This is a genomic window from Paenibacillus pinihumi DSM 23905 = JCM 16419, assembly GCF_000422505.1.
In the GTDB taxonomy this organism is placed as follows: Bacteria; Bacillota; Bacilli; order Paenibacillales; family Paenibacillaceae; genus Paenibacillus_D; species Paenibacillus_D pinihumi.
The window spans coordinates 13,690-31,106 of record NZ_AULX01000018.1 but is presented as its reverse complement, the minus strand read 5'-3'; the positions used below and the strand labels follow the sequence as shown (position 1 = coordinate 31,106).

Genomic DNA, 17,417 nt, shown 5'->3' with positions numbered 1-17,417 from the left:
GAAAATATTGACTGAGGATATCTTTAGATGCCGTGAACTCCTGTACAGAGGTAAAGTCACATGTGCTTCTGCGGGTGTAGTTGTAATTTAAACACAAATATATCACAATACCATGCTATAGTGAAAAATCGGTAATGCCCTTTTTATATGCATATTTCAGCGTATATGTTTCTTCTTTTCCATATGGCATTGTAGCAATTTTTATGCGGGTATAATCAAGTCTACTTTCTCTTAAAACTCTTTTTACCAAGGCTATACCCCGCTCTTCTTCCGTAACTACACAAAATATATTAAGAGCATATCTTTTCGGGTCGGAAATACAATTCCCCATGTCAAAGCCATCAACATAGCCTAAGTTAGCATCGGCCAAAGATATTTCTAAGTATTCCATTACTTTTTCTCTTAACCAGTGGTCACGTTGGCTGCCTTTTGCACTTTTCAGAGGGTACTGTACCACTAGCCAGAATTTTTCACTCATTTAGACTCACCAGCCCAAATATAGTTATATTTATAAAAAGATGTTAATGATTAGAGATCCGTCGTTAACAGTGAATACACTCTTATAAATAATTATAACAAAGAAGCTTTGTAGAAGGGGCTGCTGATGAACAATAGCAAAAACACCATCTCCGCGAGGGCTGAATCCCTGTCCAAGGGTCGTATTTCCCTATAGGTATGGAAGAGGGGGAGGAGCAAGTTCTCATTCCTTCACTTCGTAACTCCTCCAAGTACGCGCTTCTATATTAATGCTCTTAGTTCACTCTGCTTTTTTAAAAGTTCATCTCTAACATGATTTATATGAGCTAATGCCTCTTGAATATTTGTAATAGTGTCTACATTAAGCTGATTGAAACATGCCGTTATGCTTTTAAGTGTCTGTTGATATGACGAAACCTCTTTTCTCCCTTCTAAAGTATTTCCGACTTCCGTTGTCAGTAAGCAATCTGATAATTTCATTTTACTATCCAGCAAAAATCTCTTTATTTGTTCATCACTAGATTCACAAATAAATCTTTCATTTTTTAAGTCTTTAATACTGACCAATCTGTTTTCTATTTTTTGTAGCATAGTAGACCTGATCATGCTGAGACTGAAAGATGCAACTAATCTCGATTTTTGATTTGATAACTTCTCAAACCACCCGATCAAACGATATAACACCGCTACGCTCAAGGATCCTTTGATGAATCCATCTTCTATTTCACTATGAGGATAATATTGAAAAACCCTTACTCTTTCAGCAACCCACCTACTACTTTTTCTCATTTTTTTGGCAAGCTCTTCAAAAGAACACTTTTCCCAACCGATCCATAACTCGTAAGTATATTTGGCCCACTCATAATCAGTCCAGTCTTCTTTTCCTCCTTGAACACTCCATAAACGCTTTAATTCCTCTTCTTCTGATTTTGGAACTTCAACCAAAATAACAGGAAGCTCTTTCATTTTTAACTTCTTCGCAGCATGCCACCTACGATGTCCTGAAAGAATAATATATTTGGAGTCCTTCTCATAGCATGTAATCCCTGTTTCCCAACCTTTACTTTTAATAATCTGTTGCATTTCATTTGTCTTTACAGAAAGATCCCCCCTTGGATTCTTTTGATTAGGAACGATTTTACTTATACTCGCCCAAATCATTTTAACATTTCCCAATTTTATCTACCTCATTCTATAAATTATTTTCCAATTGCTCTTTCTTATGTTCAAGACTCGCCAACAATTTTTCTAATCCGAACACAAGTAATTCCGCCTCATTTTTTGTATGTGCTTGGAGACCTTTGATTTCAGAAGCAATTGCTGAAGAATTGATCTCATTATGCCTAATATAGGTTAATTCTACTTGGCAATCTTGTAGCTTTTTAGTTATATCTATTAGGAACTCACGGATAACTTGAGAATCTGCGTTTATAACAAATGTATCATGTACTATCTTGCTATTAAAACACCGATTTTCATACTTTTTCAACATTAACCGTCTTATATAATGTTCCCCCAACGATTCGACTAAGTCAGGATGATTTTTATCAAGCCGTTTGATCCATGTATAAATATAATCTAACATCGTTATAGAATACATCCGATTATTTAGCTTATCCTCAATTTCATCCTTTGGATAGTATTTGTATATACGAATTCTTGCCGCAACCACTCCCTTTGAAATACCTAGTTCATTACCAAGATAATCACAAGATCTTTTTCCAGAAGCAACCCACCTATCATAGGTATATTTGACCTGATCATATTGACTCCATTCCACCTGTCCACCTTGTACCGAACCAATGCGATCCAATTCCTCTTTTTCGCTTTTTGGAGCCTCAACAATGTACACTGGAATTATTGTTTTCTTTAACTGTACCGCTGCATTCCATCTTCGATGTCCTGATATAATAATAAAGTTATTTCCCGACTCATAACACGTAAGCGGCTCTTCCCAGCCAATTAATTCTATTAGATCTTGTAAATGCTTTGTCTTGACAGTTAAATCCCTTCTTGGATTTTTCGGATTAGGCAACACTTGGTTCAAAGATACCCACTTCAGTTGGGCTCTCGCTTTTTCTTCACCATCATCCAAATCTATTTGATCAAGATTCATTAACCATCCCTCATTTCTATTCAAAATAGCTGTGCAGTCATACCCACAATTAATTACTATTTTCTTCAAAATGTTGTTTAGAGTATACTTTGATATTTTGTAATGCCTAATGATATCCCTAACGCTATATCGGTCTATCAACATTTTTATGACATCTTGTTCAATTGCTGAAAATTCATTAATCACTTCTATTTGAAATAGAATATCTCGTTCTTCATTAGATTCTATCAAATCGATTAATTCCAAGGTTCCGTGAGTATCATTATGCAATAACGGCTGATTAAGTGATTTAACATTGCGAATTCTAATATATTCCAACCCCTGTTTAGCCATGCCGAGTGTGCAGCCAAGGTAGTTAGCAATATATTCAGGTTTAGAATATACTAAATCTTCCTTATAAATTTGAAGGATAATTGAATTTAGTTTTTGGCTTGGACGAATATGATTCATATTGTATATTATAAAATCCTTCATTCTTCCTATTACAAAACTACACGCATAACTCCAAAAGCCATTATTATTTTTACTACTATTAAATCCTTCACGAGCCTCCAAAAGTCCTAAATATCCCTGTTGAACTAATTCTTCTTTTAAATCTTTACTGCCTCTCCACTGTTTAATAAATCTATGCGCTCTCCTTTCTATGTGTTTTGAGTAGCGGTAGACTATTTCGTCCGATTCTTCCACCTTACGGCAATTAGGTGCTAAAATAGTCCTCATTCCTCTCCTGGTCTATTGAACCCAAGACTTCATTCACTATTAACCCATTTTCCCTTAGCATTACATTTTCATTTGATGATTCATTTAACAATAGTTTTTATCTTTCTCTCTTTTTGGAAATTATATTTTTCTAAATTAGTATACACTTACCAAAAATATACTTCAATATAAAATTACAAAATAATTAAATTGAACTTATTTCAGACACATGGTATCATGTAAGAGTCAGATATACATCTGTGGATTGAAATAATTTTATTATCTTGTATAATACATCAAAGAGCTACCCGTTACAGATATCTGTGGCGGGTAGCTCTTTATTTTGAGGCAATTGGCGAAAAGATTTCTATTTTGTATCATATACTCTGAATGTCTGTATTTCTCAGATTCAGATGCTTCATTGTTACCACTGAGCCTAACTTCATTATTGATTTTCAAATGTCTATGTGGCCAAAGAAAAAACTTGACTTTAGTTTCACAAATAACACTATGATTATAGAGAAATAATAAGGCTGAGTATAGCTTCTCCACTTCATTAGCAAGAGCTGACTATACTCTTGAAAACCTTCCCCTCCTTCGTCATCAGAGCTAGTTTTTTTATTTTGCGCACGTAATTCGCACGGTGTTACTAGCCCCAACACATAAAGAACACAAAAAAACGATCGATTAAGATAGCTTTTTAAATCATACAAATGAAGGCGATAGGAGTATACAAATCCTTATTAAACTGTAGTTGAAGTCTTTGCCACGATGACATCCTTATTGGTAGATTTGGATGCTGTGCTCGTACACGAAGTCTATCATCATCGAGTTTTTCATTCTTTTCCTGCGCGCGGGCTGAGCCCCGTCCGGAGATCCCGCCACAAAGGCGTCTGCGGGTGTAGTCACAGTTTGGATGTCATCCCCCCCCTTTAATCAGCCTACTCTTGTCTTGGCAGCATCTATCAAACTATGCAAGCTTAATTTCATTCCAAGAGCAATTGCTAGTCGAAACACAATGTCTAACCGAGCGATTGATCCGCCATTCTCAATATGTGTAATAGACTCTTGATGATGTCCTACTTTGGCCGCTAAACGAAAAAGAGCTTTGCACCCAAGGGCTGCAAAGCTCTTTCTTATAATTAATAACGCTGCAAGATGGTTGATGTTTTCAATGCGTCCTGTGGAAGGAACCAACCGTGGGACTGCAGGAAAGAAAACAATTGGCTGGAAGAATTAGCTGCATCGGTCTCTGTGTCAACTTTGAACGAAGCCTCTACAATATAATCGTATCCTGTTCCGGACGTATTTTTGATCGGCCAGACTTCAATGTACGTCTTCATTCCGTTAAATGTGCCTGTGTAACGTGTAGCATATACGGGTCCGTATACTCGCGATTGGCTCAGAACCGAAGTTCCCCAGCCTGGGCTTGTCCATTTATTCAGCTTGCCCGGAATGTTGTTGACAATTGCAGCGACCGAATCTGCCTGGTTAGGCAGGGTCACGCCACTGTAACCGGCGATGCTGACATTCTTGTCGATCGAGATGCTGAGTGTCTTAGAGCTATAACTCCATTCTACCTGTGCATCATAGTTCGTGTCACTGGAGTCGAAGCCATCCTTATTGGCTTGATTCAAAGCTGCGGTAATGTTGTTGCCTGTGATCGGGTAACGCTTCTTATAGTTTAATTTAAATTTGGTGTCACCGGTCATTTTGCGAATGCGTGCGGACCAGCCTTCTTTATTGAGGTCTTGATTGTTAGTATCCATATACTGAACATTCATTTGGACCGGAGCGGCGGTAATGTTGAACACACTCAGCACCGTGCTATTCAAAGTGTGATCCGGATTCAAAGCTGCATTAGGATCCAGCAGCGCGTGAATCTCATAATTCGGCGTCATGTTAGGCTTCGCTGCAACAGCAGTACCGGGTCCTACATTGACCAAGCTGGCGATTAAAGCGGTACCGAGTACAGCAGCGGCAACTACAGAGGTAATGCTTTTACGGATGTTCATCAATTACATCTCCTTATTTGTTAATTTTAAAGTGCGGTATTCGCAACCTCAACTATAGTTTACAAGGAAGAATGTGGAATTGTATTAGCTTGAATTAAAATAAACATTAATATTATTTATATAAAATCTTTGTATCCATACATTTTTTCTATGATGTGTTATAACAAGGCAAATCGAAATCATTCATAGCAGACTACAAGAATGCCAGATCAAATTATCCTTCTTTTTAATAATAAATAGAAGAATCATGAATAGGCCGGGGAGATACTTCTGTTTAAACCATGTTGTCTGTTGACTTCCATATCTTCCGTGTATTTCAGAATGTGAGCTACCCTCTCAAAGTATCCCTAAAAGTACGTGAAATAGACCTCAAGTTTTATATACATTTTACAAATGGCAAGATCGCAAATTACAATTGACTGTTAAATTTAGAACAAATACATAGTTTTATACCTTACAAACTTAATTGGTATCGATACCAATTAAAATAAACACCCGATTAGGAGTTGACCTGAGTGCACGAATTACTGGCGGTGGAAGGCAAGCTGTACCCATCGAGCTCCAAAACCCATATTACGTATCAATTCCATATTCCCACTCCACTTCCATCACTTCAAATCGATTTTCAGTACGCTCCGAAGAAGTCAGAGGACAAGAGTGGGTCCCGCCGATTAATTGAGCAATCCATCGAGCAATATGTACACCCCTCCATGCAAGCAGCTTATATGGATAAATGGGAACAGTATATGCCTCTGCAGAACTTATTGACGATTTCGGTGGACGATCCGAGTGAATTTCGGGGATCGGCCCATCGCCACCCCGAGAAGCAAAGTTATCTCCTTGCAACATCGTCAGCATCGCCTGGTTTTATTCCGGGTGCTATCCTCGAAGGCATCTGGCGCATAACCATAAGCGTCCATTGCGTCGTTACCCCCGACTGCAATTACCTGTTGCGAGTTACGGAAGGAGAACAACACCTATGAAATGGCATCCTTTCGAGCTTCACACGCATACGCCGCATAGTGATGGTACTCACACGTTGCTGGAAATGTGCAAACAAGCGAAGGAACTCGGATTAAGCGGCATCGCGCTCACCGACCACAATACGGTTTCTGGATTAATCGATTCGGACGAGGTAACCAAAGAGACCGGAGTGGCCATTATTCCTGGTATGGAATGGACGACGTTCTACGGACACATGCTGACACTCGGAGCGCCTTATTGTGAATGGCGTGATCTGGGTCCTGCCGATATCGGCAAGGGAATAGAAAGGGTTCATCAAAAAGGCGGAATTGTGGGGATTGCTCACCCCTACAGCATGGGAAGTCCAATCTGCACGGGATGCCACTGGGAATACGAAATTACCGATTGGAATCAGATTGACTATATCGAAGTTTGGCATGAGACAATGCCTTCTCTGCGGAACCACAACGCACAAGCATTCAGGCTGTGGACCGATTTATTGAACCAGGGCTTTCGAATAGCTGCTACGGCCGGACGTGATTGGCATCGTTCCGACAACGACAAAAACTTGGCCGCCTATACCTATTTAGGCATTGAAGATTCTGAACCACTGTCAGCTCTCAGTGTCGTTGACGCGATAAGCCGCGGCAGATTGTGCATTAGCATGGGCCCTTTGCTGCTCTTCAAGATCCTGTCGGATCAACGCGCATACGGAATTGGGGAAGTCATCGGGCGAACTGGAGAAGAGCGCAAGAGAGCTTTAACGATTAACGTTTCGCTCCAGCAAGCAAATATTCCCGAGCGGCAATGGATCGCTACGGAGGCACACTCCGTTATCATTGAATCGAATCAAGGTGAGCTGTGCCGAGGTCCTTTATCGGGTGAGGACTTCCAATTCAGTGAAACGATTGAAGCGGACAATTTGCTGTGGGTACGGGCCAGATTGTATGGCTTGCAGGAAGGACTATTAGCGACGCTGGCATTTACAAATCCGATTTATTTGGAAAGTCACTGATGGAGAGTGGGCAAGGACCATGAATTATCCTTTAATCATCGCGCATACAGGGGGCGAGAATACCCCTTACAACACGCTCCTTTCGGCTCAAGCCGGCAGGCGTGCAGGAGCAGAACTGCTCGAGGTCGATGTTCGGGTAACTAAAGATCTCGTCTGTATTCTTAGTCATGACGAGGAGCCAGGGTTCTCACAATACACCTACGAAGAATTAACCCGAAACGGAAGACGATTAGAGCGGCTGGACACGGTTTTGAAAGCTTTTAAAGGAGATTCCGTTCAATTCAATTTGGACTTGAAAACCACCTTTTCAGCCGATCCGGCCATCGCACTCATTCATTCATTAGACATGTGGGAACAAATCTACTTTACAGGCGATACTCAGGCTATCGAATCTTCTCCCTATGCCAATCGGGTCGTAAAGAATGTTCCCGAATATGACGGAGTAGCAGATGGCGACTACGAGCAATGGGTGCAACAACTATGTGCTCAAGCCACAGAACGGGGATTCGCAGGCCTAAATGTTCATTATGAAGCTTGCACGCCTACACTGACCAGATTAGCCCACGCTTCTGACATAATAATATGGATTTATACGCTCCCTTGCCAAGAAGAGCTATTCGCTCTTTATGCGGGAATGGGAGTCGATGCAATATCCGTATTCGAGGTAACCGAATTCGTGTCCATGCGACAACTAAGCTTGCAACATGAATAGACAGAGAGGAGAGGCTCTATTGAGTGCCAAAATCAAAGATGTAGCGCGAGTTGCGGGCGTTTCCGTGACAAGTGTGTCGCGAGTCATTAATGGCGGGGAACACATCAGTGCGAAACTCGAAAAAAAAGTGCGACGCGCGATCGAAGAATTGAACTATTCCCCCAGTCTTATCGCCAAGAGTCTCAAACGGAACAAAACAAATCTAATTGGGGTTATTATACCTGATATCACCTCTAACTTTCAGGCATCCATACTAAGTTATATTGAAGATACGGCAGGTAAAAAAGGGTATAACCTGCTCATCTCCAACATTGTCGAGGATACAGATAAAGTCGTGAAGTATTTGAACATCTACCAGGAGATGCGTGTAGACGGCATTATCCTGATGCACGGTAAAATGAACGAGGACATTCGAACATTTTTAGAACGAACAACAATCCCTGTGGTGACCCAAGCAGACTTGGGCATTCCGCTCACTTCCGTACATATTGACGACTATCAGGGAGCCTATGAAGCCACTTCCTATCTGGTCAACAACGGACATCGCCGCATTGCTATGATCACCGGCGATCTGCGCGATATTAGCGCAGGAAAGCACCGGCTTGAGGGCTTCTTGGCTGCTTGTCAGCACTATCAAATCGAAGTGGACTCTTCCATGATTAAGTACGGAGACTATAAAATCAATACCGGCTACCGATTAATGAATGAACTTTTGGATGAAGGAAGTCCGGTACAAGCTGTCTTCGCAGCGAGCGATGAAATGGCCGTCGGTGCGATCAATTGCCTCCATGATCGCGGGCTCTCGGTTCCCGGCGATGTCTCGGTCATCGGCTTCGACGGAAGCCAAATCGCCGATATTATCAAACCCGCTCTGACAACGATCCGGCAACCGATCAAGCAGATGGGTCAGGTCACAGTCGAGCTCCTGCTCGATCTTATTGAATCCGTAAACGATACAATTGATGCTGGAAAATTCAAAAGGGTCGTCTTGCCACATCACCTGCATGTAGGCAGCAGTTGCCGCAAGTCAGACAGCGATAGAGAGCGGAATTGATGGAATGACAGAAAAAAGGCAAATTGGCTTGCGGGCGAGCCCATGGCAACAAATCCGAATGGAGAGCCCGTGTCATGCCAAATTGGTATCGATACCAATTTTATTGCACCAACAAAATAATCTTGAATTAAGGAATGAAATGGGGGAATGGACAGGAGCACATCCGTCCGACTGAAATGCTGAAATCACTCAACCGCTTCAGATCCAAAAGGGAATCTTATCTATTCTGGTACATGTTTCTCCTTCCTACTATTTTGGGGATAGCCTTGTTCATGCTTTATCCCATGATTGAATCGTTTCGTCTAAGCATGACGCGCGGTGGAAATGAGAAATTCGTAGGTCTCGATAACTACTCTCGTGTTCTCACATCCGAGACGTTCTATCATGCCGTATATAACACTTTGTACATAACCGTATTCCAACTTTTGATTGCGTTGCCGCTAGGCTTCATCATCGCCTGTCTCATTAACTCGCTTTCAAAAGGAAAGAACTTCTTTAAAGTGTTGTTCTACCTGCCTAACGTTACATCTATGGTTGCAGCAGCAACCGTATTTTTAGCTGTCTTGCACCCGGAAGGACTGCTGAACTTCGCTCTAAGCAAGCTTGGTTTTCCCGCGACGATTTGGCTTGCCCATCCGACTACAGCCAAGTGGGGCGTTATCCTTCTGTCTGTCTGGAACTGGCTGGGATTCGTCATCATTATCAATCTCGCTAACTTGCAGAGCATTTCATCGGACTACTACGAAGCAGCATCCGTCGATGGGGCTACCCGGTTTCAACAGTGGTGGAAAATTACGATACCCAACATGACAGGAAGTTTAGGCATTCTATTCATCGTAGGATGGATCGGCGGCTTGCAACGTTTCTCGGATGCCTACATGCTGGGCGGTCTTCAAGGGAGTCCAGCGAGATCTTTGCATACGATTGTGGGCTTTATTTTCGAAAGAGGCTTCGGTGGACATGAATATGGCCTGGCGTCAGCTGCATCCTACGTCCTCTTCGCGTTTATCCTTTTCATCACTTTCTTGAATACGAAACTATCTAAAATGAAAATTTGAGAAGGAGTGAGCTGCGATTTATGTTCAACTTCATATTAAAACGTAAAACAGTCGATTATGCGGTTACCCTATTCCTCCTTGCTTTAGGTATCATGATCATTTATCCATTCCTATGGATGTTGAGTGTCAGCTTTGAAAGACTGGCCAATGTGGAACTGCCGTTCCCTCCCCGCTTAATTCCGGAAAACTTCTCTTGGTTCAACTATAAGCTCGTTTTCGAGAACGGCATGCTGATCAAAGCCTATCTCAACTCGTTGACCGTCGCCGTCTTCAACGTACTACTCAGCGTCGGAGCTGCACTATTAGCTGGATATGCTTTCTCCAGAGGCAGCTTCCCCGGTAAGAAAATATTGTTTTTCGTTGTGCTGGCGACCATGATGATTCCATTCGAAACACGATTGATTCCTATGTTCACGATGTTCAACAGCGCCGGAATGATCAATTCGAAGGCACCGCTTATCTTCCCTTCCATCTTAAATGCTCTAGGTATTTTGCTGGCTAAGCAATACTTTGACCGGTTACCGGAAGGATTAAGAGAATCAGCCAAAGTCGACGGCGCTAGGGAATTCACCATCTTTATCCGTATTTTCGTCCCATTAACGGGTCCCATTACAGCTACCTTGGCGATTCTAGCCTTCCAAGACAGCTGGAATTCCTTCTTATGGCCGCTTGTGGTCATTAACGATCAAGCTTTGAAAACCGTACCCTTATTTTTGTCCAGCTTCTCTGGCGAAGACGGTCAGCGTCTTCTCGGATTGACGATGGCCACTGCGACAATGAGCATTCTCCCTATCCTTCTTGTGTTCCTGTTTTTCCAAAAATACATTATCCGAAGCGTCGCACTAAGCGGCTTGAAAGGAGAGTGACGCTAGGAGGATATAGGAGTGGGAGAGACAATAGCCAGATCGGATTACAAAAAAACAAAACCATCTCATTCGGAGGCGTCTAACATGAAAAGAATGAAATCCGTTTCTTTTATCATCACTTTAATGACCATTTTGACTGTAATGCTCAGCGCATGCGGAAGCAATAACAACGCATCATCCGTGCCGGGTACTTCTTCCCCTTCAGCAGATGCATCTTCCAGCTCCAGTCCAAATGCCAATCTCACAGGAACGTTAAAAGTTCAAGTCATCGGTGATTTTTCGGTCGAGGATAAAACTGATCCTAAAACAGGAGTCACTTCGAAAGGACTTCACGTCGTCAAAGAAGAATTCGAAAAGCAATTTCCAGGAACTAAAGTTGAATTCATTACGATGGGATGGGACGACTACAACGAAAAAACACAAACCATGCTGCAATCCAACGCAGCCGATGTTTATCAAGTGCCCGGCATCGCGAAGTTCGCTGAACAAGATCTGCTTGAGCCGCTTCAATCCTACATCGATCGTGATAAATTTGATCTCGATCAATATTTAACGGGACAAATCGACGGTTGGAAAGCGATGGGGTCAAAGGATCAAAATCCGGAAATCTACGGTTTGCCCTTCATCGGTGATGCTCGCCTTATCGTATATGACAAGCAATTGTTTGACGATTGGGGAGTCGAATATTTATCGGAAGCGCCAACTCCTGAAGAACTCATGGAAAAAGCCAAAAAGATGACGGGTAAAAACCCGAAGACAGGCGAACAAAACTTCGGTATTACATACAAAGCCGGTGACGCTGCGGATTCCGTCATGAACATTAACGAATCCAAAGGCGGTCAATGGGGAACAGGATTTCTTTGGCAAGATATGAAGATTGATTTTAATAGCCAAACTATGGTAGATTCTCTGAACTGGTTGGTTGAAGCAACGAAATATGCACCGACAGGTGTCCTTGCCGGGCAAGGCTCAGAGAACTTCCTGACAGCCAAAAACAATATCGCTATTGCCCTGCGCATGCCGCCGGGATTCGTCAATGATATTGCAGTAACCGGTACTCAAGATCGTTTCCACGCCGCTCTTCTCTTCAAAAACCCTACCCAAGGCATGGGAGGTATGTTCGCAGGCAGCCCTTTTGCAATCGGTAATACTAGCAAAAACAAAGACCTCGCTTGGGAATGGTTGAAATTCAGCGGCGGTGAATTCTTCCAAAAGTATATGTGGGAATCGCAACGCAACCAAAGCATGCCAGTCATCAAATCCGCTGCAAATTGGGATGAAGTGAAAGCTATCCCACAAATGAGTGTCATTCTGCAACAAATGAGCCAACTATGGACGCCGCGTTACCCTTACCGTTCTGGTCAACCAAGATACATCTTGTCCGAAAACGTAGAGAAAGCATTGCTTAATAAAGCAACGGCTAAGGAAGCCTTGGACAAAGCTCAAAAAGATTCGACCGATTGGATCTCGTCTCAATAATCAGGAAATCAGAAAGATAACGAAGAAGCTGCCGGGGAGTAACATTCCGGCAGCTTCTTTAAGCACAAGTACGGAAATTGCAAGATTGTTACCTGAATCTATATATTGATACCGTTATCGGAGTTTTTTCTAATCCATAAAAGCAGTTTTTTATTTAATTAATAGAATAGTATAACTTCTTTTTTAATGTGTCACAATGATATGAATCGTATTTTATTACTGATCAATTTTAAGACATTTTATCTACTCTTTCCGCCAACTTAGTAATCAACTCAATGTCTTGATCTGTTAATTGATCAAGAAAATGTTTGTGTACTGCCTTTGCGTATATGGGACGAGAAGCATCCACTGCTGATTTTCCTGAGGAAGTTATGATGACTTGAACACCATTACCTGTGTCTAAAGGTTTCCTTAGAACAAGCCCACGTTGTTCCATCCGCGTTAGATGATGGGACAATCGACTCTTCGTCCACTCCATCGATTCGACTAATTCCTGTTGGCGAAGCTCACCATTCCCTAAATCAACTAACCTAACTAATACTCCAAAATCACCCTCTTCTGATAGTCCTGTTTTCTCGGACATTTCTTTTACTACACGATCCATGATTTTCTTAAAGGTGTTTTTCCACATATACCATAATTGCATTTCCTCTTCATTTAGCTCATTCTTATCCATATTCTCATATCCTTTTCATTTAGTTTCGTTATTATTCATGGGAAAATTATTACTAGCGTTTCATAAAGAACAGCACTCTTAGCCAACAATATAGCTTTAAAACAGGATGTGATGATCCGGCTTCCTGCTTGAACAACTCATTACTGCATGCTCGCTTGTGCCATAAAACGATTTAATCCAAATATGCTGTTTCATGACCCATTGTGTACGATACCGACCGATGTAACGATCTCATCGGTTAACGCCTTGCTTTCATCATCACAGTTTTTTTAGGAACAACGTCATCTTGGTCTACAAAGACCAAACGCACCGAAAAGGTTCAACACATGGACAAGGATACCCTATTTTCTTCATTCGGTAAATGGCTAGTACCCATTGTTGTTGATGTGCCAACTTCAATATATTCATAGTAAACTTTTCTATAGGTTGACGTGTCAACTTTATTATGTTACAGTGAACTTGTCAATAAGGTTGATGCGTCAACTCAATTGACTTGTCAGATATATTACAAGGTTGCACATTGATGCAAGAAAGGATGGTATTACAATGCATAATAAACGTGTGGCCTTGGTTACCGGGGCAAATCAAGGAATCGGTCTTCAGGTCGCAAAGGATCTTGTAGCAAACGGCCTCACTGTGCTGGTCGGATCGCGCAATTTCGAGCGAGGCGAGGCTGCAGCCAAGGAGATTGGGCCGGGCGCCATCGCGCTCCAACTGGACGTGACAGATCAGGCTTCAATCACCGCAGCAGCAGAGCGCATCCGCAAGGAGCTTGGCCGCCTCGACGTGCTCATCCAAAACGCAGCTATCTCAAATACAAGAAAGGGTTCCATGTCCGTCGAGGAGTATTCTAAATTGAGCCTTGCGAGCAATGTGTCCTTAGATGAAGTGCGCGCAGTGTGGGAAACCAACGTGTTCGGCGTCCTCGCCGTTTACCAGGCGATGCTGCCGCTCCTTCGCGAAGCACCTCAAGCAAGCATAGTCAACGTATCAAGTGGCGTTGGCTCGCTGACGAGTAACTCGGATCCGGCCTATGAATACCGCTCGTTCTTCAGACCCGGGTACCCTGCTTCCAAGACGGCTCTCAACGCTATGACGCTCGCCATGGCGATCGAGCTGGAGCCGACCGGAATTAAGGTCAACGCAGTTTCCCCAGGCTTCACCAAGACGGCTCTCAATGGACAGGGCACGCAGACTGTCGAGAATGGCGCCTCCGAGATAGTGCGCGTTGCGCTGCTCGGACCGGACGGCCCGACAGGTACGTTCACGAGTGCAACATTTGGAACGATCCCTTGGTAATCGGTTCGCCGTATTGTGCTGTCAGAGGTCAATTGCACTGAAGTTGGGTCTTTCATAAAGCAAAGGGGCAAATTATCGGATCATTTGGTAGTTAATTGCCCAGGGGAAAACAAGAAAGGTTAGCACCATTATGGGGTCAGTTCCCATAGTGCTAACCTTTTTTGTCATTAAGGACAATGGCTCTAAACCACTTGCCACCCACTTAAACACATAAAAGAATTTTATGTATATAAGTGGAGGCAAGGAGAACATCGTTCCCTCCGCGCGGGCTGAACCCCGGGTTCGACCCCTTTAGCCAATCCATAGATAGAAAAAGAGCCCCAGCTTAATGCTGGAGTTCTTCTTCTATCTATGGAGGCGAGGGGATTTGAACCCCTGTCCGAAGATAACGGCATATGTGCTTCTACGGGTGTAGTCACAGTTTTGATGTCACCCGCAGTAAGCTGATGAACGAAGCTTTTCTCCCCCCGCATGTGTTTCGGACTAATTCGTCCCATCCCACAGCTATGCTTCTTGAATCACATACTATTCATCGTACATGATCTAAATCAGCTTATTCCACTTATAATTCCTTGCCTTGAGTTCTTTGTTTATAAAACTCCGTGTCTACTGTGATTTACGATTAGGAATCGTAATTACTTTCTGGAGATCAAAATCTAACTCCTTATTTACATATTTATCAAAAAAACCACCATCTAATCCTGTCATTCGATTAAAAAAAGATACTTCGACATTCCAATCCTTTTCTATCATTTGACGAACATCTACAAGTTTCTTATTCGCTAAAAATTCAATAATTGTTTTAACTTTCATTGGTTTCTGGAGTGGAATTGATTTATCCAAAGGTTCAACTTCCAAATAATTCTTTCGGTGTAATGCAGCATAAAAATTCCGATGTTTCTTGGCTTCAATAAAACCTAATTTATGAGCTCGATAACCTAATACTTGCAATGACACCTTCCACTTTCGTTTTAAATCTAAGTAAGCATCTGGATTTGTAATAGCAGTAACTTCTACTATATCATTTATAAAATCATTTTCTGGCAACAAAAATTCCCCTGCAAATAAATTTGCTTCATTCTCAAAATGTTTATGTTCTTTCCTATCTAAATTTACAAATTCAACCCGATAATGAAGCAATAAATGACCCAACTCATGTGCGAGATCAAAGTTTCTACGTGCAGCGGATTGTTTTATGTTACCCAAAATAATATAAGCTCGATTTTTTCGGGTCCATAAACTGTATGCATCAATTTCTTCGCCAATTGCTTTTTCAAACACAAAAATTCCGCTTTTTTCAATTAAATACATAAGTTCATCGTTTGTATCATGTGAAAAGTCCAGCTTTTCTCGTGCTAACTGGGCTACTTTATTTATTTGAGTCATCCTATTGTCATCTGTTCTGTTTAGGTAATCCACTACTTCATCACGCAACTGAACAATTTTCAAGGTCGGCAGACTAATCTTAGCTGTAATTTGTTCTACAAAAGCATCTAAATATTCAACATGTTTTGCTTCCGACTGCGTCTTTGAGAATGTATTTATGATCTTTGAACGATAAGCGATATTCATTACTTCGACATTCGAGGTCACATTATACAGCGATACCATATCCCGAGTATAAAAATATTTACTCTTCACTTTAAATATCCTTTTTAACTCGTTTACAATTTGCACTTTAGGGGCTGTATACGAATTTTCATACTGCCAGATCGCTTGTTCTGTCACATCTAACATTTCAGAGAGCTGTTTTCTAGAGTATCCATGCATGATTCGTAAATTGGTAAGATTCTCACCAATGAACATGCTTGCTCCCTCCTTACCTCTAACTACTCAATTTGTTGTTCTTCATCCAATATTCCGATATCATAAGCTGCTGGATCCATGATCTCCTCACCCATTTCTGGTGCTATCACTTCACGATCCTCATCAGTTAATTCGGCACCATGTATAAAATCAGACATATCTTCAACTAAATAGGCCACATTATCACTTGGATTAGGTAAATAATGTTTTACTTCAGAAATCTGATATGCTTCATCAAGCGTATATGTTAGGATATGAAATTCAGTAAAGGATGATTGAAAATTTTCTAATTCCTCTTTTACTTGGTTCTCAGAAACGAAAAATGAAAGTTGTTCGTAACTCTCGAATATTTCACCATCCGTTACTTGACGAAACTCTGAGAACACCACATCTTTATTGATTTTAGACAACTCATGTAGATATGTTCGATGAAATCCTTTACTACCTGTATTCGCAGGTAATTTAGATTGCGAGAAGCATTTTTCATTAAAATAGGCTGCATTCTTAATCAGGAAGAGAATCTTACACTCACCATGAATGAATTGAAGATAGTCCCATGTTAAGCCTGCTTTAGATTTTCTATATTTAAAACCGTAATCAACACACTCGTCTGCAACTTTACTTTCAATAAAATTTCCTTTAGTCCAAGCAAAAGCAGAACTTATCTTCATTTTAGCTTTTCTATCCTTACGATGTTCAATGTAATCATGATATCCTTCTACAATAGCTTCAACAATCATTTTATTATGCTCAGAACTAAATTTATATTGTTCCAAATTAATCGCTCCTATTCATGATAAATAACTCTCCTTTAGTCTAAATCAAAATCACACATATGGGAATGATTTTTTTTAAATTTATTAAAGTTTTTCTGAAATATAGGACAAATCTTAAACTTAAACATATCCGACTCTATGATGCACATTGCTCTGGCTATTTCCAACTGTCCTTTCGTTCATTAGATATGGAGGCGAGGGGAGTATTGGAATCCTGATTAACCTCCTCACGAAGTCTTTTCCCCGATGACGACCTTAGCGGTAGATTCCAATGCCGTGCTCACTCACGAAGCTGATCATAGAAGCATCTCATCGTTCCCTCCGCGCGGGCTGAACCCCGGGTTCGACCCCTCTGGCCAATCCATAGATAGCAAAAGGACCTCAGCAAATGCTGAGGCCCTCTTGC

General features: G+C 41.6%; 16 protein-coding genes. 8 read left to right on the top strand and 8 right to left on the bottom strand.

What is annotated here, in order from left to right:
* Positions 1 to 115: 115 nt before the first annotated feature.
* The 5 genes from H583_RS0103910 to H583_RS0103895 all read right to left on the bottom strand — a co-directional run bounded on the left by H583_RS0103910 (position 116) and on the right by H583_RS0103895 (position 5,307).
* The gene (locus H583_RS0103910) at positions 116 to 478 is read right to left on the bottom strand and encodes a hypothetical protein (RefSeq protein WP_028559326.1); all 363 of its coding nucleotides are present in this window, start codon (positions 476 to 478) and stop codon (positions 116 to 118) included.
* Positions 479 to 738: 260 nt separating this feature from the next.
* A complete protein-coding gene (locus H583_RS0103905; RefSeq protein ID WP_028559325.1) occupies positions 739 to 1,653 on the bottom strand; it encodes a ParB/RepB/Spo0J family partition protein in 915 nt (304 codons plus the stop codon).
* 16 nt (positions 1,654 to 1,669) lie between these two features.
* Positions 1,670 to 3,313: a sigma-70 family RNA polymerase sigma factor gene (locus H583_RS0103900; protein ID WP_028559324.1), complete on the bottom strand. Its 1,644-nt coding sequence runs from the start codon at positions 3,311 to 3,313 to the stop codon at positions 1,670 to 1,672.
* 915 nt (positions 3,314 to 4,228) lie between these two features.
* Positions 4,229 to 4,489, bottom strand: a complete 261-nt coding sequence (locus tag H583_RS38055) for a helix-turn-helix domain-containing protein (RefSeq protein ID WP_161631186.1) — start codon at positions 4,487 to 4,489, stop codon at positions 4,229 to 4,231.
* Entirely contained in the window at positions 4,435 to 5,307 is an 873-nt protein-coding gene (locus H583_RS0103895) for a hypothetical protein (RefSeq protein ID WP_028559323.1), read from the bottom strand. The genes H583_RS38055 and H583_RS0103895 overlap by 55 nt, the downstream gene beginning before the upstream one ends.
* A gap of 515 nt (positions 5,308 to 5,822) precedes the next feature.
* Between H583_RS0103895 and H583_RS0103890 the strand changes: the two genes are divergently transcribed.
* The 7 genes from H583_RS0103890 (at position 5,823) to H583_RS0103860 (ending at position 12,454) form a co-directional block, all read left to right on the top strand.
* The gene (locus H583_RS0103890) at positions 5,823 to 6,290 is read left to right on the top strand and encodes a hypothetical protein (RefSeq protein ID WP_028559322.1); all 468 of its coding nucleotides are present in this window, start codon (positions 5,823 to 5,825) and stop codon (positions 6,288 to 6,290) included.
* Positions 6,287 to 7,285 (top strand): CehA/McbA family metallohydrolase, encoded by a 999-nt coding sequence (locus tag H583_RS0103885; protein ID WP_028559321.1) that lies wholly within the window; start codon positions 6,287 to 6,289, stop codon positions 7,283 to 7,285. Before H583_RS0103890 ends, H583_RS0103885 begins: the two co-directional genes overlap by 4 nt.
* A 19-nt stretch (positions 7,286 to 7,304) precedes the next feature.
* Positions 7,305 to 7,997, top strand: coding sequence for a glycerophosphodiester phosphodiesterase (locus H583_RS0103880; RefSeq protein WP_028559320.1), 693 nt, complete (start codon positions 7,305 to 7,307; stop codon positions 7,995 to 7,997).
* Positions 7,998 to 8,016: 19 nt separating this feature from the next.
* Positions 8,017 to 9,051 carry a LacI family DNA-binding transcriptional regulator gene (locus H583_RS0103875; RefSeq protein WP_028559319.1) on the top strand — a complete coding sequence of 345 codons (1,035 nt, stop codon included), beginning with the start codon at positions 8,017 to 8,019 and terminating at the stop codon, positions 9,049 to 9,051.
* 272 nt (positions 9,052 to 9,323) lie between these two features.
* Positions 9,324 to 10,109: a carbohydrate ABC transporter permease gene (locus tag H583_RS0103870; RefSeq protein ID WP_245585836.1), complete on the top strand. Its 786-nt coding sequence runs from the start codon at positions 9,324 to 9,326 to the stop codon at positions 10,107 to 10,109.
* 20 nt (positions 10,110 to 10,129) lie between these two features.
* Positions 10,130 to 10,975, top strand: a complete 846-nt coding sequence (locus H583_RS0103865; RefSeq protein ID WP_028559317.1) for a carbohydrate ABC transporter permease — start codon at positions 10,130 to 10,132, stop codon at positions 10,973 to 10,975.
* Between the two features lie 84 nt (positions 10,976 to 11,059).
* Entirely contained in the window at positions 11,060 to 12,454 is a 1,395-nt protein-coding gene (locus tag H583_RS0103860; protein WP_028559316.1) for an extracellular solute-binding protein, read from the top strand.
* A gap of 229 nt (positions 12,455 to 12,683) precedes the next feature.
* On the opposite strand, the gene H583_RS0103855 is transcribed toward H583_RS0103860, so the two are convergent.
* Positions 12,684 to 13,130, bottom strand: coding sequence for a MarR family winged helix-turn-helix transcriptional regulator (locus tag H583_RS0103855; RefSeq protein WP_028559315.1), 447 nt, complete (start codon positions 13,128 to 13,130; stop codon positions 12,684 to 12,686).
* 546 nt (positions 13,131 to 13,676) lie between these two features.
* Here H583_RS0103855 and H583_RS0103850 point away from each other — a divergent pair.
* On the top strand, positions 13,677 to 14,429 hold the full coding sequence (locus H583_RS0103850; RefSeq protein ID WP_028559314.1) for an SDR family NAD(P)-dependent oxidoreductase: 753 nt from the start codon (positions 13,677 to 13,679) through the stop codon (positions 14,427 to 14,429).
* A gap of 606 nt (positions 14,430 to 15,035) precedes the next feature.
* On the opposite strand, the gene H583_RS0103840 is transcribed toward H583_RS0103850, so the two are convergent.
* Together H583_RS0103840 and H583_RS0103835 are read right to left on the bottom strand one after the other, a co-directional pair.
* Positions 15,036 to 16,235 carry a spr1629 family repressor/antitoxin gene (locus H583_RS0103840; RefSeq protein ID WP_028559312.1) on the bottom strand — a complete coding sequence of 400 codons (1,200 nt, stop codon included), beginning with the start codon at positions 16,233 to 16,235 and terminating at the stop codon, positions 15,036 to 15,038.
* Positions 16,236 to 16,258: 23 nt separating this feature from the next.
* A complete protein-coding gene (locus tag H583_RS0103835) occupies positions 16,259 to 17,011 on the bottom strand; it encodes a spr1630 family ClpXP-sensitive toxin (protein WP_028559311.1) in 753 nt (250 codons plus the stop codon).
* Between the last annotated feature and the right edge of the window lie 406 nt (positions 17,012 to 17,417).